The organism is Terrisporobacter glycolicus ATCC 14880 = DSM 1288, assembly GCF_036812735.1.
Lineage (GTDB): Bacteria > Bacillota > Clostridia > Peptostreptococcales > Peptostreptococcaceae > Terrisporobacter > Terrisporobacter glycolicus.
Map to the genome: position 1 here is coordinate 164,502 of NZ_CP117523.1, position 19,606 is coordinate 184,107.

The 19,606-nt window shown below is 29.3% G+C and carries 19 protein-coding genes and 1 other annotated feature; all 19 genes read left to right on the plus strand.

All coding sequences use genetic code 11. From position 1 onward, the window contains the following. Positions 1 to 56 precede the first annotated feature (56 nt). The 19 genes from purR to TEGL_RS01115 all read left to right on the plus strand — a co-directional run bounded on the left by purR (position 57) and on the right by TEGL_RS01115 (position 19,552). Positions 57 to 935: a pur operon repressor gene (purR, locus tag TEGL_RS01025; protein WP_018591967.1), complete on the plus strand. Its 879-nt coding sequence runs from the start codon at positions 57 to 59 to the stop codon at positions 933 to 935. A gap of 165 nt (positions 936 to 1,100) precedes the next feature. Beyond that, positions 1,101 to 1,379 (plus strand): septation regulator SpoVG, encoded by a 279-nt coding sequence (spoVG, locus tag TEGL_RS01030; protein WP_018591966.1) that lies wholly within the window; start codon positions 1,101 to 1,103, stop codon positions 1,377 to 1,379. A gap of 251 nt (positions 1,380 to 1,630) precedes the next feature. Further along, positions 1,631 to 1,879: a binding site (T-box leader), on the plus strand. Between the two features lie 82 nt (positions 1,880 to 1,961). Further along, a complete protein-coding gene (tyrS, locus tag TEGL_RS01035; RefSeq protein WP_026255176.1) occupies positions 1,962 to 3,185 on the plus strand; it encodes a tyrosine--tRNA ligase in 1,224 nt (407 codons plus the stop codon). A gap of 220 nt (positions 3,186 to 3,405) precedes the next feature. Further along, positions 3,406 to 4,782: a bifunctional UDP-N-acetylglucosamine diphosphorylase/glucosamine-1-phosphate N-acetyltransferase GlmU gene (gene glmU, locus TEGL_RS01040; RefSeq protein WP_018591964.1), complete on the plus strand. Its 1,377-nt coding sequence runs from the start codon at positions 3,406 to 3,408 to the stop codon at positions 4,780 to 4,782. Between the two features lie 60 nt (positions 4,783 to 4,842). Then, on the plus strand, positions 4,843 to 5,793 hold the full coding sequence (locus tag TEGL_RS01045; RefSeq protein WP_018591963.1) for a ribose-phosphate diphosphokinase: 951 nt from the start codon (positions 4,843 to 4,845) through the stop codon (positions 5,791 to 5,793). A gap of 202 nt (positions 5,794 to 5,995) precedes the next feature. After that, positions 5,996 to 7,057: a type IV pilus twitching motility protein PilT gene (locus TEGL_RS01050; protein WP_018591962.1), complete on the plus strand. Its 1,062-nt coding sequence runs from the start codon at positions 5,996 to 5,998 to the stop codon at positions 7,055 to 7,057. Between the two features lie 193 nt (positions 7,058 to 7,250). Next, positions 7,251 to 7,895, plus strand: a complete 645-nt coding sequence (locus TEGL_RS01055; protein WP_018591961.1) for a prepilin peptidase — start codon at positions 7,251 to 7,253, stop codon at positions 7,893 to 7,895. Between the two features lie 12 nt (positions 7,896 to 7,907). Continuing rightward, the gene (gene pth, locus TEGL_RS01060; protein WP_018591960.1) at positions 7,908 to 8,471 is read left to right on the plus strand and encodes an aminoacyl-tRNA hydrolase; all 564 of its coding nucleotides are present in this window, start codon (positions 7,908 to 7,910) and stop codon (positions 8,469 to 8,471) included. Positions 8,472 to 8,484: 13 nt separating this feature from the next. After that, positions 8,485 to 11,877: a transcription-repair coupling factor gene (mfd, locus tag TEGL_RS01065; protein WP_018591959.1), complete on the plus strand. Its 3,393-nt coding sequence runs from the start codon at positions 8,485 to 8,487 to the stop codon at positions 11,875 to 11,877. 16 nt (positions 11,878 to 11,893) lie between these two features. Continuing rightward, positions 11,894 to 12,886 (plus strand): peptidylprolyl isomerase, encoded by a 993-nt coding sequence (locus tag TEGL_RS01070; RefSeq protein ID WP_018591958.1) that lies wholly within the window; start codon positions 11,894 to 11,896, stop codon positions 12,884 to 12,886. 107 nt (positions 12,887 to 12,993) lie between these two features. Continuing rightward, positions 12,994 to 13,533: a stage V sporulation T C-terminal domain-containing protein gene (locus TEGL_RS01075; RefSeq protein ID WP_018591957.1), complete on the plus strand. Its 540-nt coding sequence runs from the start codon at positions 12,994 to 12,996 to the stop codon at positions 13,531 to 13,533. A gap of 141 nt (positions 13,534 to 13,674) precedes the next feature. Then, positions 13,675 to 15,288 carry a putative polysaccharide biosynthesis protein gene (locus tag TEGL_RS01080; protein WP_018591956.1) on the plus strand — a complete coding sequence of 538 codons (1,614 nt, stop codon included), beginning with the start codon at positions 13,675 to 13,677 and terminating at the stop codon, positions 15,286 to 15,288. 72 nt (positions 15,289 to 15,360) lie between these two features. Beyond that, positions 15,361 to 16,809, plus strand: a complete 1,449-nt coding sequence (mazG, locus tag TEGL_RS01085) for a nucleoside triphosphate pyrophosphohydrolase (protein WP_018591955.1) — start codon at positions 15,361 to 15,363, stop codon at positions 16,807 to 16,809. 80 nt (positions 16,810 to 16,889) lie between these two features. Further along, entirely contained in the window at positions 16,890 to 17,174 is a 285-nt protein-coding gene (locus tag TEGL_RS01090) for an HU family DNA-binding protein (protein WP_018591954.1), read from the plus strand. Between the two features lie 71 nt (positions 17,175 to 17,245). Then, on the plus strand, positions 17,246 to 17,488 hold the full coding sequence (locus TEGL_RS01095) for an RNA-binding S4 domain-containing protein (RefSeq protein WP_018591953.1): 243 nt from the start codon (positions 17,246 to 17,248) through the stop codon (positions 17,486 to 17,488). Between the two features lie 60 nt (positions 17,489 to 17,548). Next, a complete protein-coding gene (gene yabP / locus TEGL_RS01100) occupies positions 17,549 to 17,803 on the plus strand; it encodes a sporulation protein YabP (RefSeq protein WP_018591952.1) in 255 nt (84 codons plus the stop codon). Then, positions 17,803 to 18,279 (plus strand): spore cortex biosynthesis protein YabQ, encoded by a 477-nt coding sequence (gene yabQ, locus TEGL_RS01105; RefSeq protein WP_018591951.1) that lies wholly within the window; start codon positions 17,803 to 17,805, stop codon positions 18,277 to 18,279. Before yabP ends, yabQ begins: the two co-directional genes overlap by 1 nt. Then, positions 18,276 to 18,569: an FtsB family cell division protein gene (locus tag TEGL_RS01110; protein WP_018591950.1), complete on the plus strand. Its 294-nt coding sequence runs from the start codon at positions 18,276 to 18,278 to the stop codon at positions 18,567 to 18,569. The genes yabQ and TEGL_RS01110 overlap by 4 nt, the downstream gene beginning before the upstream one ends. 56 nt (positions 18,570 to 18,625) lie before the next feature. Beyond that, a complete protein-coding gene (locus TEGL_RS01115) occupies positions 18,626 to 19,552 on the plus strand; it encodes a Ppx/GppA phosphatase family protein (RefSeq protein WP_018591949.1) in 927 nt (308 codons plus the stop codon). The last annotated feature ends 54 nt before the right edge of the window (positions 19,553 to 19,606 follow it).

Here is a 19,606-nt window from a genome sequence, read left to right on the forward strand (position 1 = left end):
TATGCATTATTTACTTTATACCATAAATGTTGTAATTGTAGGAGGTTACTGAAACAATGAAGTTTAAGAGAACGGAAAGAATTGGTGCTATAGTCAAGATATTATCTGACAACCCAAATAAAATTTATACATTAAGCTATTTTACAGAAACATTTAACGCTGCCAAGTCTACAATTAGTGAAGATTTATTAGTTGTAAAAAATGTATTCGAAAAACTACAATTAGGTAAAGTTATAACAATTTCTGGAGCGGCTGGTGGAGTAAAATACATACCTAAAACATCAATACAAGAAAATCAAAACTTCCTAATGGAGTTATGTGAAAAAATAAGTTCGCAAGATAGAATTTTATCAGGAAGATTTCTATATCTAATAGATTTAATATATGATCCGACAGTTGTAGCTAAAATAGGAAAGATATTTGCTTCAAACATAGATTACTCTGAAGCAGATTATGTAGTGACTATGGAAACAAAAGGAATACCAATGGCTCTTATGACTGCAAAAGCTATGAATTTACCATTAGTTATAATAAGAAAAGATATAAAGGTATCTGAAGGGCCAACATTAAGCATGACTTATGTTACAGGAGATAATTCGAAAGTAGAAAGTATGAGTTTACCAAGAAAAGCTATCAAGCCAGGAAGTAAAGTTATTCTTATAGATGATTTTATGAGAGGTGGAGGAACAATAAAAGGTATGACTCAACTTATGAATGAATTCGGTGCAGAAGTAATAGGAACGGGTGTATTCATAACAACATCTACACCAGAGAATAAATTAGTTGAAGATTATATATCTTTAATAGAAATAGATACAAAAGAAAATGAAATAGTTGTTAAGCCGAATTTAAAAACTTTTAAAGATGAATATAGAACGGAAGACGTTGTGGATGATACTTTAGATAATGTGACTGATGATGAAATTGATGAGTAATTCTAACTAATTCAAACTGTATAATTATTTTTATGGATAAAAAATAAAAAAAACTCTGAAAAATTAAAGGAATTTGTTAAAAAGTATAGAATTATTTACCAAACAGTTTATAATTATATTGGGTAAATTGTATTTTGTCAAAATCACAAAGGGGGATATTGAGGTATGAACATAACTGACGTAAGAGTAAGAAAAATTACTGATGAGGGGAAAATGAAATGTATAGTTTCAATAACTTTTGATAATTTATTCGTAGTGCACGATATAAAAGTTATCGAAGGTCAAAATGGACTATTCATAGCTATGCCGAGTAGAAAAGTTGGAGAAGGTAACTTTAGAGATATCGCTCATCCAATAAATGCAGAAATGAGACAAGTTTTAGAGGATGCAGTTTTAAAAGCATATGAAGAAGCATTAGCTCAATTGGAAGTTGCTGCAGAATAATTAAATAAAGTGGGAATATTTTAAAAATTTGCAATAAATAAACGAGTCGACTTAATCGGCTCTTTTTTAATGGAAAATATAGAATTATTAAGATAATAATGTATTATTTTTATTTTATAGTTAATAATAAAAGTATCTAAATAAAAATGATAGAAAATAAAAAATATTATTAGATTTGAAGAAATGTTGACAAAAACATGAAATAAAATTATGATTATATCATAAGATATAAATATGAAAATTAGTTTTATATAAAGGCAATGATAAGAACAAGTAATAATTAATAAAGATAAACAGAAAGTTACCGGTTGATGAGAGGTGCATATACAATTAATTATGAATACATCTTTGAGCTTCACACCGAAAAAATTTTGAGTAGGCTGTGACGAATTTGACGCACGTTATAGTGTCATAGTATTTATTTAGATACTAGCTGAGTTAAACAGTGTGAACTGTTTATAAATGAAGGTGGTAACGCGAGATATGCTCTCGTCCTTTTTAAGGACGAGGGCTTTTTTTATTATAACAAATTATAAAATTGATTTTTAAAATATAATTATAAAGGAGAAGAAGACTATGTCAATGACGACTTACGATGAATTAGTTGCTAGAGGATTAGTTGCTCAAGTAACAGATGAAGAAGAATTAAAAGAACTTATAAATGCAGGTAAAGCAGTATTCTATATAGGATTTGATGCAACTGCAGACAGTTTGCATGTAGGACACTTTATGGCCTTATGCTTAATGAAAAGATTACAGATGGCAGGAAATAAACCAATAGCACTTGTTGGTGGAGGGACTACAATGGTAGGGGACCCATCTGGAAGAACTGATATGAGAAAAATGATGACTCCAGAACAAATTAATTACAACTGTGAATGCTTCAAAAAACAAATGAGTAAATTTATAGAATTTGGTGAAGACAAAGCTTTATTAGTTAACAATGCAGATTGGTTATTAGATTTAAATTATGTAGAATTATTAAGAGAAGTTGGAACTCATTTCAGTGTTAATAGAATGCTTAGCTTTGAATGCTACAAAAGCAGAATGGAAAGAGGACTTAGTTTCTTAGAATTTAACTACATGATAATGCAAGCATTTGACTTCTATCATTTATACGAAAAATACGGATGTCAGATGCAATTAGGTGGAAATGACCAATGGAGTAATATGCTTGCAGGTACAGAATTAATAAGACGTAAATTAGGAGAAAATGCTTATGCATTAACTATAACTTTACTTCTTAACTCAGAAGGAAATAAAATGGGTAAAACAGCTAATGGTGCAGTATGGCTAGATCCAAACAAAACTTCTCCATTTGAGTTCTACCAATACTGGAGAAATGTTGGGGATGCTGATGTATTCAAATGTATGCGTATGTTAACATTCTTACCATTAGAAGAAATAGAAGCTATGGAAAAATGGGAAGATAATAAAATAAACCAAGCTAAAGAAGTTTTAGCATTTGAATTAACTAAATTAATTCATGGTGAAGAAGAAGCTACAAAATCACAAGAAAGTGCAAGAGCCTTATTCTCAGGAACAGCACATGATAACATGCCTACAACAGAATTAACTGATGCTGATTTAACTGATGGAAAAATAGATATAATATCATTATTAGTTAAAAGTGGATTAGCTCCAACTAGATCAGAAGGTAGACGTAATGTGGAACAAGGAGGAGTAACTGTAGATGGTGAAAAAGTTGATGACTTCAAAGCTACGTTTACAAAAGATGATTTAAATGGTGATGGTATGGTTATAAAACGTGGAAAGAAAAAGTTCCAAAAAGTAGTTATAAAATAATAAAATAATAAAATAATAAATAGCAGTAGCTACTAAATTATAGTTGCTGCTATTTTTGTGCATACTAAGATAATACAAAGAAATACAAAAACCTAGTAATTTTATAAAAAAAATGCTATATTATAAATGACAATAATACGATTGAATTATATACTATTCAACAAATAATACACCATAATAGTAACAATTATAAAAAACTTTATTGAAATGGAGTGAAAATATGAACTTTAAAGCCATAATTCTTGCTGCTGGAAAAGGTACAAGAATGAAGTCAAAATATCCAAAAGTTGTTCATAAAGTGTGCGGAAAAGAAATGGTTAACCATATTATAGATGTATCAAAAAAATCTGGTGTTAAAGACGTAGTAGCAATATTAGGTCATGAATCAGAAGTCGTAAAAAATATATTACCAGAAGATACTATGATTGCAATGCAAACAGAGCAACTAGGAACAGGTCATGCTGTTAAAATGGCAAAAGAATACATAAATGATGAAGACACAATAGTTATTTTATGTGGAGACACACCTCTTATAAAAGAAGAAACCCTAAAAAAATTATTTGATTACCATATAGAAAATGAATATACAGCTACAGTTTTAACTACAAAAGTTGAAAACCCAACTGGATATGGAAGAGTAATAAGAGATGAAAATGGTGATTTACTAAAAATCGTTGAGCAAAAAGATGGAAATGCTGAGGAATTAGCAGTGAATGAAATTAACTCTGGAATTTACTGTTTCAAAGGCAAGATGCTAAGAGAATCCCTAGACTTACTTGATAACAACAATGCTCAAGGAGAGTATTACTTAACTGACACAATAAAAATATTAAGAGATAAAGGATTTAAAGTTGGAGCATTCAATGGTTCTACAATTGAGGAATTAATGGGTGTAAACTCTAGACTAGAATTATCTAAGGCAGAAACTCTTATGAGAAAAAGAATAAATGAATTCCACTTATTAAATGGAGTTACTATAATAGATACAGCATCTACTTATATAGAAACAGATGTGGAAATAGGACAAGATACAATAGTATATCCAGGAGCTATGCTTCATGGTAGAACTAAAATAGGTAATGAGTGTATTATAGGAATGAATACTTCTATAACAAACTCAACTATAGGGAATAACACAGAGATTAAAAACTCTACAATAATAGATTCTACTGTAGGAGAAAATACTACAGTTGGTCCTTATGCATATTTAAGACCAAAAAGCAACATAGGAAACCATGTTAAAATAGGTGACTTTGTAGAAGTTAAAAATGCAACAATAGAAGATAACTCAAAAGCATCACATCTGTCATACATAGGAGATGCCCATGTGGGTAAAGATGTTAACATAGGATGTGGGGTAGTATTTGTAAATTACGATGGAAAAAATAAATTTAAATCAATAGTAAAAGATGGAGCGTTCATAGGTTCTAATTCGAACCTGATTGCACCAGTTACAGTTGAAGAAAAAGGATATATTGCAACAGGGTCTACTATAACTGATGATGTACCTGAAGGATCTTTAGCTATTGCTAGACAAAGACAGGTTATAAAAGAAGGTTGGGTGGTCCAAAAAGAAAAAAGAGATGAGAATAAATAGCTAATTATTATTTTAGGAAAACACCTAATAATATTTATATAATTTTCAGGAGGATAAGTAATGAATACTAGCGGAAGCGAGATTAAAATTATTGCAGGTAATTCGAATAAGGAGTTAGCTGAAAAAATCGCAGAATATATAGGAGTAAAGGTTGCTGATTGCCAAGTAACAACATTTAGCGATGGAGAAATAAGCGTAAACATCAATGAAACAGTTAGAGGTTGCGATGTATTCGTAGTTCAATCTACTAACAACCCAGTTAACAACAACTTAATGGAATTATTAATAATGATAGATGCATTAAGAAGAGCATCTGCAGGAAGAGTAACAGCAGTTATACCATACTACGGATATGCAAGACAAGACAGAAAAGCTAAGGCAAGAGATCCAATCACAGCTAAATTAGTGGCAAACTTAATAACAGCAGCAGGAGCAGATAGAGTTTTAACTATGGACTTACATGCTTCTCAAATACAAGGATACTTCGATATCCCACTAGACCATTTATTAGGAGGAAGCTTATTAGCTAGCTACTTTAATGAGAAAAATATAGAAGATTTAGTTGTAGTTTCACCGGATCTAGGAAGTGTTACTAGATCTAGAAAATTTGCTAATCAGTTAGAGGGAGAAGTTCCAATAGCGATAATAGACAAAAGAAGACCTAAAGCTAATGTTTGTGAAGTAATGAATCTTATAGGGGATGTAAAAGGTAAAAATGTTATCATGTTAGACGACATGATAGATACAGCCGGAACTATAACAAATGCAGCTAATGCACTTAAGGAATTTGGAGCTAAAAATATATATGCTGGTTGTACTCATGCAGTATTATCTGGACCAGCTATAGAAAGAATAGAAAACTCTGCAATTAGTGAGTTAATAGTTCTTGATACTATAAAACTTCCTAAAGAAAAAGAAAATGATAAAATAAAAGTATTAACAGTAGCAGAAATGTTTGGAGAAGCTATTAAGAAAATATTCTCTAATGAATCTGTAAGTGTTTTATTCTAATTAGTAATTTATATGCAAGAGATATTAATCTATAGATTGATATCTCTTTTTTTATTTAAATTTATGATTACGATGCGAAATTAAAAGATTGAAAATTGAGTATTAAATTATATAGTTCTGGTAATTAATTTAATTATACGACTTAATTCATAGAGCCTGGAGGAATAAACATAGTGATTTAAATAATTACAAGGAGTAGGTTATGAATATATTTGATATATTAAGAATATCAATAGAAATTGAAGCGTCAGATATACATATTACAGTAGGCAGTATGCCAGTAGTTAGAGTAAAAGGAAGATTTAAAAAATTAACAGAAAACATATTAACAAATCATGACACAGAAGAGATGACAAGAGAAATTGCTGGAGATAAAAATTTTGAAAAAATTGAAAAATATGGTGAATGTGATTTTTCTGTAGCTGTAGAAAGTGGAGAAAGATTTAGGGTAAATGCATATAAGCAAAAGGGAAATTATGCTATTGCAATAAGGGCTATTACCTCTCAAATTCCTCCCTTCGAGACTCTTGGATTACCTAATATACTTAAAACGTTTACAGAAAAGCATAAAGGTTTAGTATTAGTTACAGGACCAACAGGAAGCGGTAAAAGTACAACACTTGCAAGTCTTATAGACATAATAAATAAAAACCAACAAAGACATATTATAACTTTAGAGGATCCGATAGAATACGTTCATCAACACAAGAAAAGCTTAATAAATCAAAGGGAGATAGGACAAGATACTGAAAGTTTTAACTCTGCTCTAAGAGCAATACTTCGTCAAGATCCAGATGTTATTCTTGTGGGAGAAATGAGAGATCTAGAAACTATTTCTATAGCGTTAACAGCGGCAGAAACAGGCCATTTAGTGTTTTCTACACTTCATACGATTGGGGCAGCCAAAACAATAGATAGAATAGTAGATATGTTTCCATCAGAGCAACAACACCAGGTTAGAACGCAATTATCCACTGTATGTGAAGGTGTTATTTCTCAACAGTTATTGCAGACTATAGATGGAAGAAATAGAGTAGTGGCTTTAGAAGTTATGGTGTCAAATCCAGCTATAAGAAATTTAATAAGAGAAAATAAAACTTATCAAATTCAAAATATTATACAAACAGGAAGTAAATACGGAATGCAAACGATGGATCAAGAACTAGTTAACTTATATAGACAAGGTAAAATATCAAGACAGAGTGTGCTTAGTAGATGTACAGACTATGAATATGCTAGTAGGTTAGTAGGGGATAGATACTAGACATTTGGGACATATTTTCAAGACTAAATGTATAATTTTTTAATCCCGATGAATTAAATTGTATAAATTTAATGATAAAAAATTATAATATTAAATATTTCTAAAATAAAAGGAAAAATATTATATGAAGTAGTATTTAATAATTATAAATATTGGGGAAATAAGACCATACTATTATTTTAAAAATAAAACTATGATATATTTAACAACAATAATAATTTTTATGATTTTATCCTATATTTCAGAGAAAATAATCTACAGACTAGATAATTGTATGGATAAAAATCTAACCAACAAAATATTAATATTTTTACCAAACATGATAATACCTATTTTAATATATACTAAGTATGAGTTAACCATACAAAGCATAAGTTATATGGCATTAATTCCTTTTTTGACAATGGTTTCAATAATTGATTTGAGAACAACTTATGTATATGATATAACAATACTTAGTGGTATAATTATGCAGAGTGTTATTTTTTTATTGGACAATCAGCTAACTAGAGGTTCAATGAGTAATATAAAAGGATTATTTATAGGCATTACCTTATCATATATTTTGGCAAAATCAACAAAATCATTGGGAGATGGTGATATAGGCTTTTATGGACTTTGTGCTTTTGTACTTGGTCAAGAATATAGCTTATATATGATATTTTTATCATTTATGTTAGCTAGTATTTATGGAGGGTATATACTTTTAGGAAAGAAAAAATCTATAAAATCATCAATTCCTTTTACACCATTTATATCTTTAGCAACAATTTTAATAATATTAACACAAAAAGATATAATTAATTTATATTTTGACATTCTAAGCAGAAATCTATAAAGGAGGATAAAAATGTATATAATAGTAGGTCTGGGAAATCCAGGTAAACAATATGAGAATACAAGACATAACGTAGGATTTAATGTAATAGATATTTTAGCAGATGAATATGGTATAAGTGTAACTAAAACGAAGCATAAAGCTTTAATAGGAGAAGGAAGAGTGGGGACAGAGAAGGTTGTTCTTGTAAAGCCTGTAACTTATATGAATCTTAGTGGAGAATCCTTAGCTGAGATATATAATTTTTACAAAGTAGAAACTAGTAACATTTTAGTGATATATGATGATATAGATTTAGATGTTGGTAAAATAAGAATAAGAAAAAAAGGTAGTGGTGGGACTCATAATGGAATGAGATCTATTGTTAAGTGTTTAGGAACAACAGATTTTCCAAGAGTTAGAGTTGGTGTGTCTAAGCCAGAACCAGGTAGGGATTTAGCAAGTTTTGTTCTTTCTAGATTTAGTAAGGAAGAAGAAGGAGATTTAAAGGACGGTCTAGAAAAAGCTATTAAAGCTATAGATTGTATTATTAAAGAAGATATAGATTTATCGATGAATAAATTTAATGGAAAGTAATTAGGAGGCTATCATGAAGGATGTATTATTATATCCTTTGCAGAATTTAAATGAATATAAGGAAATTATAAGCTATATTGAGGAAAGTGATGGTGCAGCCTTAGTTAATGGTTTATTACCTATGCAAAAGCCACATATAGCTTATTCTATATTTAAAGAATTAAAAAAACAAATCCTTTTTATCGCCAATAGTGATTTAGAAGCAAAAAAAGTTTATGAGGATTTAGAAGGCTATATTAAAGGAAAGGTAGAATATCTATCAAGTCAAGATATTTACTTTTATCATTTAGATGCAAAGGACAGAAGCGAAGAAGCAAAAAAATTAAAAACACTGCTTAAATTGGCTAAAGGAGAAAAGGTTATTACAGTAACTTCTGCTGAAGCTATTTTAAGAAAGTATATACCTAAGAAAGTATTAATAGACAATATAATTACTTATAAAGTTGGAGATGTTGTTGACATAGAAAAATTAACCGATACCCTTGTTAATTTAGGATACGAAAGAGTTTCTAAAATTGAGGGCTTTGGTCAATTTAGTATAAGAGGTGGAATAATAGATATTTTTTCTTTAGAGTACACTAACCCTATTCGTATGGAATTATTTGACGATGAAGTAGATTCTATACGAACTTTTGATGTGTTTTCACAAATGTCTATAGAAAAAGTAAAAAAGATTGTAATAACACCATCGAGAGAGTTTATATATCCTGTAGAATTGGATAAAATAGTAAAAAACCTAAAAAAAGAAGTCAATGACAATACAGATGAAGATGCTATTTCCAATATTGATAAAATATCAAGTAGAACTTACTTTGAAGGAATAGAAAATTATATTGATTATATTTATCCTCAAGACAACAAAAGTATTTTTACTTATCTAAATGAAGATGCAGTAATTTTCACACAAGATATTACAAGACTTAAGGAAAAGTGTGAAAATTACTTTAATGAGTTTAAAGAAAATTATAAATTGAACTTAGAAAGAGGACTAGCTCTGAAAAATCAAGGTAAGCTAATTTATACCTATAATGACTTAAGTTACCTTATAGAAAACAGATCTATTCTTTTAAATACATTATTAACAAGACAAATAAATGAGTTTAACATAAAGAGAATTATTAATTTTGATTCTAGGGAAATACCACCATATAATGGTAAATTAGAACTTTTAGCAGAAGACTTAAACAGATTAAAATATAGTGGGAATAAAGTTGTACTAGTGACAAGCACTTTAGAAAGAGCAAAGAAATTAAGCAAGGATTTGACTGAACTTAATGTAGAAACAATAGTATCTAAGAGCAGAGATATTGAAATTCAATCTTCCCAAATAATTATTTGCCCGGGAAATATACGAAGAGGTTTTGAGTATAAATCAATTAAATTTATAGTAATTACAGATAATGAAATAATAGGAGTTCAAAAAAGAACTTCAACAAAGAAGAAAAAAAATAAAAATAAAAATGGGAAAAAGATTGACTCTTTCCTAGATTTGAATATAGGAGACTATGTTGTTCATGAGAATAGTGGTATAGGTAGATATACTGGAATAGAACAAGTTTTGGTAAATGGAATTAAAAAAGACTATATAAAAATAATTTACCAAGGTGGAGATAATCTTTATGTACCTATTGATCAAATGGATAAGGTACAAAAATATATTGGTGCTGATGTAGAAAGGGTCAAATTAAATAAATTAGGAACTAGTGAGTGGACTAGAGCAAAAGCTAAGGTTAAAAGAGAAATAGAAGATATGACTAAAGACCTTATTGAGCTTTATGCAAAAAGAGAAAAAGTTAAAGGATTTAAATTCTCAAAAGATACTCTTTGGCAAAAAGAATTTGAAGATCTATTTCCTCATGAAGAAACAGAAGATCAATTAAAGGCTATAAAAGAAACTAAGAAGGATATGGAATCTTCAAAAGTAATGGATAGATTAGTTTGTGGAGATGTTGGATATGGAAAGACGGAAGTAGCGATTAGAGCCATTTTTAAGGCTTGTATGGATAACAAGCAAGTTGCTGTATTAGTTCCTACTACTATTCTTGCTCAGCAACATTACAATACCTTTAAAGAAAGATTTGAGAATTATCCAATTAGAGTAGAAGTTTTAAGTAGATTTAAAACACAAAAACAACAAAAACAAATTATAGAAGATGCAAAAAAAGGTTTAGTTGACATACTAATAGGAACTCACAGAATCGTTTCAAAAGATATAAATCTACCTAAACTAGGATTAGTAGTCATAGATGAAGAGCAAAGATTTGGTGTTAAGCATAAGGAATCTTTAAAGAAAATAAAAAATACTGTAGATGTATTAACTTTATCAGCAACACCTATACCAAGAACTCTTCATATGTCACTTAGTGGGATTAGAGATATGAGTGTTATAGAAGACCCACCACAAGAGAGACATCCGGTTATAACTTATGTTACTGAGGCTAAGGAAAGTATCATACAAGATGAAGTTGAAAGAGAAGTAGCTAGAGGGGGGCAAGTATTCTTTGTATATAACAGAGTGGAAGGTATTGAAAGAATGGCTGCAAAAGTACAAGAATTAGTTCCAGATGCTAGAGTTGCTGTGGCACATGGGAGAATGACTCCAAAAGTGCTGGAAAATATTATAATTGATTTCCTAAATAAGGAATATGATGTTTTAGTTTGTACAACAATAGTTGAAACAGGTATGGACATTTCGAATGCTAATACAATGATAATTTATGATGCAGATAAAATGGGTCTAGCACAGTTATATCAATTACGTGGTAGGGTTGGAAGAAGCTCTAGACAAGGTTATGCTTACTTAATGTATGAAAAAGATAAGGTTTTAAGCGAAGTAGCAGAAAAAAGATTAAAAGCTATTAAAGAGTTTACAGAATTTGGTTCAGGGTTTAAAATAGCTATGAGAGACTTGGAAATTAGAGGTGCAGGAAATATACTAGGTTCTCAACAGCATGGTCATATGGCAGTTATAGGATATGACTTGTATGTTAAAATGCTAAACGATGCTATAAGAAAAGTTAAGGGAGAACTTATAGTTGAAGAAGTGGAAGTTGAAATTGATTTAAGTGTTAATGCATATATCCCAGATTATTATATTAATGATGAATTAATAAAACTAGAAATGTATAAGAAAATTGCATGTATAGAAAATAAAGATGATTTAGCAGAAGTTCAGTATGAGCTGGAAGATAGATTTTCTGATATTCCTAAACCTGTAGAAACCTTATTAAACATTGCTTATATAAAATCTATGTGCAAAAAACTTAAAATAGAAAAAGTAAGACAAGTTAAAGATGAAATAATTTTAAGTCCTTTAACTAGATACAAAACTAAAGAAACAATAGGATACAAAATAGTTAAGGAATTAGAAGAACTATTAGAAAAAATGTTAAAAATAAACAATTAATTTGGAGAGGTGTTTTATGAAAAAATTATTTACTTTTATCCTGTGCTTAATGATGACAGTATCATTAATAGGGTGCAGTGCAGATAAAAAAGCAGTGGCTATAGTAAATGGCCAAGACATAACTTTAGAGAATTACCAAAAATTATTGTACTTAAATAAATCATCAATGGAATCTTATTATGGAAGTGATATTTGGTCTAAAAAAATGGAAGACGGAAAAACTTATTCAGATACATTAAAAGAAATGGTACTTCAAACTATGATAGGTTCTGAGGTTATTTATCAACAAGCAGAAAAAGAAAAAGTTACTCCTACAGACAAGCAAGTACAAGATCAAATTAAGAGTTTCAATGAAAGTGCAAAAAATAATACTGAATATCAAGAGCAACTTAAAAAGGTGGGAATAAATGAAGATTTTCTTAAGTTTCAATTTGCAAGAGATTTAGCTAATACTAATTTACAAAAGAAATTTGAAGAAGATACAAAAATAACAGAAGCTGAAATGAAAAAATATTATAAGGATAACAAAAAAAGTTTTTATACTGATACTGTAACAGCTTCTCATATACTATTAAAAACTCAAGATAGTGAAGGAAAAGAATTATCAGCTGAGAAAAAGAAAGAAGCTAAGAAGAAAGCAGAAGAAGCCCTTGCAAAGGTTAAATCAGGAGAAGACTTTGCAAAGGTAGCTAAAGAATACTCTCAGGATTCATCAGCATCGAAAGGTGGAGAATTGGGTACTTTTGGTAGAGGTCAAATGGTATCTGAATTTGAAGAAGCAGCTTTCAACATGAAAAAAGGGGAAATCTCTGGCATAGTAGAAACTAAATATGGTTACCACATAATAAAGGTTACAGATAGAATAGATAAACAAGAAACTTATAATGATGTAAAAGATAAAATAAAGACTACATTAGCGGGTCAAAAATATACTGAATATGTTGAAAAACTAAAAAAAGATTCTAAGATAGAACAAAAAGAAGATGTTGTAAAATCTGCTAAATTTTAATATAATAAGCTATGTCCAATTAAGGATATAGCTTTTTTTGTATATTTTTCTTATCAATGGTAAAAATATATACATATAAAGACAGTAATGGAGGGATTAATTAATAAATGAGAGCGACAGGAATAGTTAGAAGAATAGACGACTTAGGAAGAGTTGTTATTCCTAAAGAGATTAGAAAAACCCTTAGAATAAGAGAAGGTGATCCTCTAGAAATATTCACAGCTAAAGACGGAGAAGTAATCCTTAAAAAATACTCTCCAATTGGAGAGTTAAATGAATTCTCACAAGAATATGCTGAAACATTAGGAGAAACACTAGGACAAGGTGTCGTAGTAACAGATTTAGATTCTATAATAGCTGTATCTAAATTACCTAAAAAAGATTATAAAGAAAAAAGTATAAGTAATGAATTAGAACAATTGATTGAAAATAGAGTAGTTAAGCATGCTAATGATAATAAAATGATACCATTATACAAAGATGATTCTACTCCATATAGCGGTCAAATTATTATGCCAATTATAAGTGATTCAGGAGACTGTATAGGTTCAATTTCAGTAGTTACAAAAGACAATGAAGTTTTTTCTGAAGATATAGAAAAAATTCTTAAAATTGCAACTAGCTTTTTAGGAAAGCAGGTACAATAAATACTAAAGGCCCTTAATATAAGGGCCTTTAGTATTTAAAAAATTTGTTTTCTAAATAATTAAAAAATCTTAAATTATTGAATATACTTATATAGATGTGATATATTAAAGTTTGTTATATAAATGATATGGAGGTAAGTTATGAATAATAACGCGCAGAAAGAATCGTTTTTAAAAGGTGCGCTTATACTTGGGATGGCAGGTATAATCGTTAAGATAATGGGTGCATTTTTTAGGATTCCTCTTGGTAACATAATTGGATCAACGGGATTAGGGTATTACCAAGCGGTATATCCAGTATATACTTTGTTCTTAACATTAGCTACAGCAGGGTTTCCTACCGCGCTTGCAAAATTAGTTTCAGAACAAAGAGCTGTAGGAGATTTTGGTGGAGCAAATAAAACATTTAGAATATCATATACAGTTTTATTTATTACTGGATTGATATCATTTTCATTTTTCTTCTTTGGTGCAGATTTTATATCTACAGTACTATTGAAAAATAGTGGAGCGTACGCAGCATTAATTGCTATTTCACCTGCTTTGCTTTTTGTTCCTTTGATGTCTTCTTATAGAGGATATTTCCAAGGAAGAAGAGAAATGTCCAAAATAGCTATTTCTCAAATAATTGAACAGTTTTTCAGGGTAGTATTAGGATTATTCTTGGCATATATGCTTATGAAAAACTTTGGAGAACAAATGGGAGCTGCTGGTGGAGTACTAGGAGCTGCAATAGGTGGGTTTGCGTCTGCTGTATTTTTAATTTACATATATCTAAGAGGTAGTAAATCTAGAAAAGCTGAAATAGCTCAAAGTAAGCATATAAAGCTTGAAAGTACGGGTACTATATTAAAAAGATTATTATATGTTGCCATACCTATAAGTATTGGTGCATGTGTAATGCCTTTAGTAAATATGGTAGATAGTGTAATAGTAGTAAGAAGGCTTACAGAATCTGGATTTAACATAGAACAAGCCAATTCTCTACTTGGTCAATTATCAGGAATGGCAATATCAACTGTAAATTTACTTGTAGTTATAGACCAAGCTATAGGTATGAGTTTAGTGCCATCTATTTCTGAAGCTTATGCATTAAAGCAAATGAAAAGAGTAAGGAAAGAAGCTAAGACGGGTTTAAAAACTATATTGTTACTTACTTTACCAGCTACATTTGGATTTGCAGCCCTTGCAGGTCCAATAATGAAACTATTATATCCTGCTGAACCAGCGACTCTTGGAACTATGTTATTTGTTGTATCTCCTTGTGCAGTATTTTTAGGTTTAATATATGCACAAAATGGTATACTACAGGGTATGGGGAAACCTATGATGCCAGTTATAGCACTGGCTATAGGAATGGTATTTAAAGTAGTACTAAGTTATGTATTAACAGGTATACCATCAATAAATATAATAGGTTCTGGAGTAGGTACTTTATCAGCATATGCAGTAGCATCTATAATAGAGTTTATGTATATAAAGAGACATCTAAAATTAAGATTATCACCGAAAGAGTTTGTTATAAAACCAATGATAACAGTTATAACAATGTATGTAGTTGTTAAGCTATCGTACGGATTTATGGTAGGTTTCTTAGGAAACTCATTATCAACTCTAGTTTCAATAGCTATCGGTGGGATTGTTTATGGTTTAGTTTTACTAGGAATAGGTGGAATTAGAAAAGAAGAAATTTTAACTATGCCAAAAGGTGAAAAAATCTACTCAATTTTAAGAAAACTTAAACTTATGAAATAGAAAAATATATAAATGAATGATAGGATTATACTGAAGTGTAATCTTATCATTCATATTATAGGAGATAATAAAATGGGAAAAATATCTATTGTAGGACTAGGACCTGGAGATTATTCATTGATTAGCCAAGGTGCATTAGAAGCATTAAGTTCTAGTTCTAATGTTTATTTAAGAACTAAGAAACATCCAACAGTAGAACAATTACAAGAAAAAATTAAATATACTGCTTTAGATTACTTTTATGAAAAAGAAGATAACTTTGAAGAGGTATATGGACAAATTGCAAAATTTATAGTAGAAAAAGGCAAAAATGAAGACTTAGTTTATGCAGTTCCAGGTCATCCTCGCGTTGCAGAAAAGACTGTAGGCATTATAGAAGGTTTATGTATAGCAAATAGCCTAGAACTGGATATAATACCGTCTATGAGCTTTGTAGATGCTATGTATAATTATCTAGGAGTAGACCCGGCAGAAGGATTTAAGCTATTAGATGCTTTTGAGTTAGAAGAGTCTTATATAGATATAAGTACAAATACTATAATAACGCAAATATATGATTCTTTTATTGCATCAAATGTTAAATTGAAATTAATGGAACATTACGATGATGAACAAGAAGTTTGTATAGTAAATGGTGCAGGAATAAAAGATTTAGAAAATAAAACATATGTAAAATTATTTGAACTTGATAGAAAGCCTGAACTTTTTAGTTACTTAACAAGTTTGTACATACCCAAAAGCGATAAAAAGTTATATAATACAGTTCATGACCTACAAAATATAATGAAAAAGCTTAGAGGACCATTAGGTTGTGAATGGGATGCAAAACAAACTCATGAGTCTCTAAAAAAATATTTAATAGAAGAAGCTTATGAAGTGGTACAAGCTGTTGACAATGATGATATTGATGAATTAATTGAAGAGTTGGGAGATGTACTTTTGCAAGTTATATTCCATTGTCAAATAGGAGAGGAAGAAGGATTCTTTAACCTTAGTGACGTATCAAGTAGTATTTGTAACAAATTAATACATAGACATCCTCATGTTTTTGAAAATGTTGATATAGATATGAATAAATTTGATAAAACATGGGAAGAACTGAAAAAGAAGGAAAAAGGTGAGACCAGTGTAACTGAGGGCTTACAAAGGATTCCTCAATTTTTGCCGGCTCTAACTAAAGCAGAAAAAATACAATACAAGGCCGCTCTAGTAGGATTTGACTGGGATAATATTGGCGATGTTTGTAAAAAAGTTGAAGAAGAATACAAAGAACTACTTGACGAATGTAAATCAAGGAATATAAAATACATAAAGGAAGAGTTAGGCGATTTATTATTTTCAATAGTAAATTTAGCTAGATTTTTACAAGTTGATCCAGAAGAAGCATTAAACTTAACTAGTAAGAAATTTATAAAAAGATTTAAATTTATAGAAGATAATGCTAAAGCAATGAATAAGACATTGGAAGAAATGACATTAGAAGAAATGGATAAACTATGGGAAAAGGCTAAATTTCAATAAATAATAGAAGGAAATTTCATAAATATATAGAACTTACAAGAAAAGAGTTTTATATTAACACATTTTAGGAGGTAAAAATAATGAATAAAGCTGAATTAGTATCAAAAATGGCAGAAAAAAGTGAGTTAGAATTAACTAAAAAACAAATAGAAGATGCATTAAATGCATTCATGGCTTCAGTTGAAGAAGCATTAGTTGGAGGAGAAAAAGTACAATTAGTAGGATTTGGAACTTTCGAAACTAGAGAAAGAGCTGCTAGACAAGGAAGAAACCCAAGAGACCCACAACAAGTTATAGAAATACCTGCTTCAAAAGCTCCAGTATTCAAAGCTGGAAAAGTTTTAAAAGAAGCTATAAACAAATAAGAATATAATAGAGATTATAATAGATAAAAGTGTGGGCTTCCCACACTTTTTCTGCATACTAAGGAGGTCATATGAGACTAGATAAATTTTTAAAAGTATCCAGAATAATAAAGAGAAGAACAGTGGCAAAAGAAGCTTGTGATAAAGGGATAGTAACTATAAATGGAAAACAAGCAAAATCATCTTCAGAAGTTAATACAGGTGACATATTAGAAATTACTTTTGGAGAAAAAGTAATGAAGTTTAAAATAACTGAAATAAAAGAACATGTTCTTAAGGCTGAAGCAAAGGAAATGTATGAGATAGTAGAATAATATTTACACAACCTCAGTATATTTATATTAGGAGTAATTTATATATACTGGGGGGATATGATGGAACATAATATAAGTTTAAAAAACAGATCTAGTCTAGTTATATCAGGAGTAGATCATATATATTCTTTTAATGATAAGAGGGTAGAGCTTTTAACTTCAGCAGGAAGGCTTATTGTTGAAGGTGAAGGCTTGGATATGAATAAGCTAAACTTAGAAGAAAATATAATAAGTGTAGAAGGTACTGTAAATTCTATAAATTATGCCAAAGAGAAAAAACCTGAAGAAAAATTTTTAAAAAAGGTATTTAAATAATGGGATTCTTTGTAGAAGATATAGGTATATTTTACCTTACTATTTATGGTGGAATAGTAATAGGTCTATTGTTTGATTTTTATAGAGCATTAAGGGCCAATTTTAAAATAGTAAAGAAAATATCTTTTGTTTTTGATGTTACATTTTGGATACTTATAACAACTGTAATTTTTATAACAATCAATTTATTAGAAAGATTTGACTTAAGATATTATCATTTTGTAGCCTTATTTCTAGGTTTTATTTTATATTACAACACCATAAGTAAATATATTTTTACCATGTTTAATAAAATAATTTCTTTTATAACAAGCTTATTCAAAAAGACTATATACTACATAGTCGGTTTTTTAAATAATTTGTATTACATTATTATCTATTCAATACACCTTATTTTTGATATTATTTGTTATATACCGAGTATACTTTTATCAACTAATAGAAAAAGAAAAAAGAAAAAGGGTGTAGGTGCATGAAGATAAAAATGTTAAAAAGATTTATGGGTCAGTATATGATTCTAAGTTTATTTGTATTTTTTTTAGTGTTTAGTATCATCACTGGATTTATATTTCAGATTAGGAAAATAAATGAGTATAAAGGCCAGATAGCACAAATAAACAACCAGATAGAAGATACTAAAGAGGAAATAAGTAAGTTAGAAAAAATTTGTAAAAGTAATGATTTAGAATCAGCGGCAAGAGAGCAGCTTGGTATGATTAAATCAAATGAAATAATATATGCGGATTCCAGTGAAAGAGATAACTAAGTTATCTCTTTTTCGTTTATAATAATATATTATAAGTTTGACTAAGGAGGATAAAAATGAAAATAGGAACAATCGATATTGGAACAAACTCCATGAGATTATTAATTGCAGATTTTGAAGGCGATAAAATAGAAAATAGAAAAAAGTATATAAATACAACTAGAATAGGTCAAGGAGTTGACCAAGAAGGATATATTACAAAAGATGCATTAGAAAGAAACTTAAAAGCTCTTAAAGGGTTCTCTGATAAATGTAGAGAGGAAAAGTGTGAAAAAGTATATTGTATGGGAACATCAGCTCTTAGAGATAGTAAAAATGGACAGGACTTTGTTAATGAAGCAAAAAAATTAACAGATATTGATGTTAAGATAATTTGTGGAGAAGAAGAATCTAATTTAGGTTTTATGGGTGTACTGAAAGGCATAGAAGGTGATAAAAAAGAAGATATATTAGTAATAGATATTGGTGGTGGTTCTACAGAGTTTATAGTTGGAAATGAGAAAGGAATTAAGCTTTGTAAAAGTGAAAATGTTGGAGCGTTAAGGATGACAGAAAAATTTATTACATCAGATCCTATTAGCAATGAAGAATTTAATGATATGACAATTTTTATACAAGATACAATATCATCTACTATAGATAAGCTTAAAACAATGAATATAAGCAAAATAGTGGGAATTGGAGGCGCAATTACTTCACTTTCTGCTATGAATCAACAATTAGAAGTATATTCTATGGAAAAAGTTCATAATAGTGTGGTTACAAAAAAAGATTTAGAAAAAATTCTACAAAATTTAAAAATAATGACATTAAATGATAAGAAAACCTTAAAAGGACTACAGCCAAAACGAGCGGATATTATAACGGCTGGTGTAAAAATATTACATATTGTAATGGAAAAGTTAGAATTTGAAAAAATAATGATAAGTGAGTACGATAATTTGGAAGGCTTAATGTGTCAAAACTCAAAAAATATGTCTTAATTTTTTAGGAATACTAAAACTAATTGTGACAAAATATAATTCTCCCCTTTGATA

Bases quoted from the DNA above. Each gene is read 5' to 3' on its own strand.
- purR (WP_018591967.1), top strand. From the start codon at position 57: ATGAAGTTTAAGAGAACGGAAAGAATTGGTGCTATAGTCAAGATATTA.
- spoVG (WP_018591966.1), top strand. From the start codon at position 1,101: ATGAACATAACTGACGTAAGAGTAAGAAAAATTACTGATGAGGGGAAA.
- tyrS (WP_026255176.1), top strand. From the start codon at position 1,962: ATGACGACTTACGATGAATTAGTTGCTAGAGGATTAGTTGCTCAAGTA.
- glmU (WP_018591964.1), top strand. From the start codon at position 3,406: ATGAACTTTAAAGCCATAATTCTTGCTGCTGGAAAAGGTACAAGAATG.
- TEGL_RS01045 (WP_018591963.1), top strand. From the start codon at position 4,843: ATGAATACTAGCGGAAGCGAGATTAAAATTATTGCAGGTAATTCGAAT.
- TEGL_RS01050 (WP_018591962.1), top strand. From the start codon at position 5,996: ATGAATATATTTGATATATTAAGAATATCAATAGAAATTGAAGCGTCA.
- TEGL_RS01055 (WP_018591961.1), top strand. From the start codon at position 7,251: ATGATATATTTAACAACAATAATAATTTTTATGATTTTATCCTATATT.
- pth (WP_018591960.1), top strand. From the start codon at position 7,908: ATGTATATAATAGTAGGTCTGGGAAATCCAGGTAAACAATATGAGAAT.
- mfd (WP_018591959.1), top strand. From the start codon at position 8,485: ATGAAGGATGTATTATTATATCCTTTGCAGAATTTAAATGAATATAAG.
- TEGL_RS01070 (WP_018591958.1), top strand. From the start codon at position 11,894: ATGAAAAAATTATTTACTTTTATCCTGTGCTTAATGATGACAGTATCA.
- TEGL_RS01075 (WP_018591957.1), top strand. From the start codon at position 12,994: ATGAGAGCGACAGGAATAGTTAGAAGAATAGACGACTTAGGAAGAGTT.
- TEGL_RS01080 (WP_018591956.1), top strand. From the start codon at position 13,675: ATGAATAATAACGCGCAGAAAGAATCGTTTTTAAAAGGTGCGCTTATA.
- mazG (WP_018591955.1), top strand. From the start codon at position 15,361: ATGGGAAAAATATCTATTGTAGGACTAGGACCTGGAGATTATTCATTG.
- TEGL_RS01090 (WP_018591954.1), top strand. From the start codon at position 16,890: ATGAATAAAGCTGAATTAGTATCAAAAATGGCAGAAAAAAGTGAGTTA.
- TEGL_RS01095 (WP_018591953.1), top strand. From the start codon at position 17,246: ATGAGACTAGATAAATTTTTAAAAGTATCCAGAATAATAAAGAGAAGA.
- yabP (WP_018591952.1), top strand. From the start codon at position 17,549: ATGGAACATAATATAAGTTTAAAAAACAGATCTAGTCTAGTTATATCA.
- yabQ (WP_018591951.1), top strand. From the start codon at position 17,803: ATGGGATTCTTTGTAGAAGATATAGGTATATTTTACCTTACTATTTAT.
- TEGL_RS01110 (WP_018591950.1), top strand. From the start codon at position 18,276: ATGAAGATAAAAATGTTAAAAAGATTTATGGGTCAGTATATGATTCTA.
- TEGL_RS01115 (WP_018591949.1), top strand. From the start codon at position 18,626: ATGAAAATAGGAACAATCGATATTGGAACAAACTCCATGAGATTATTA.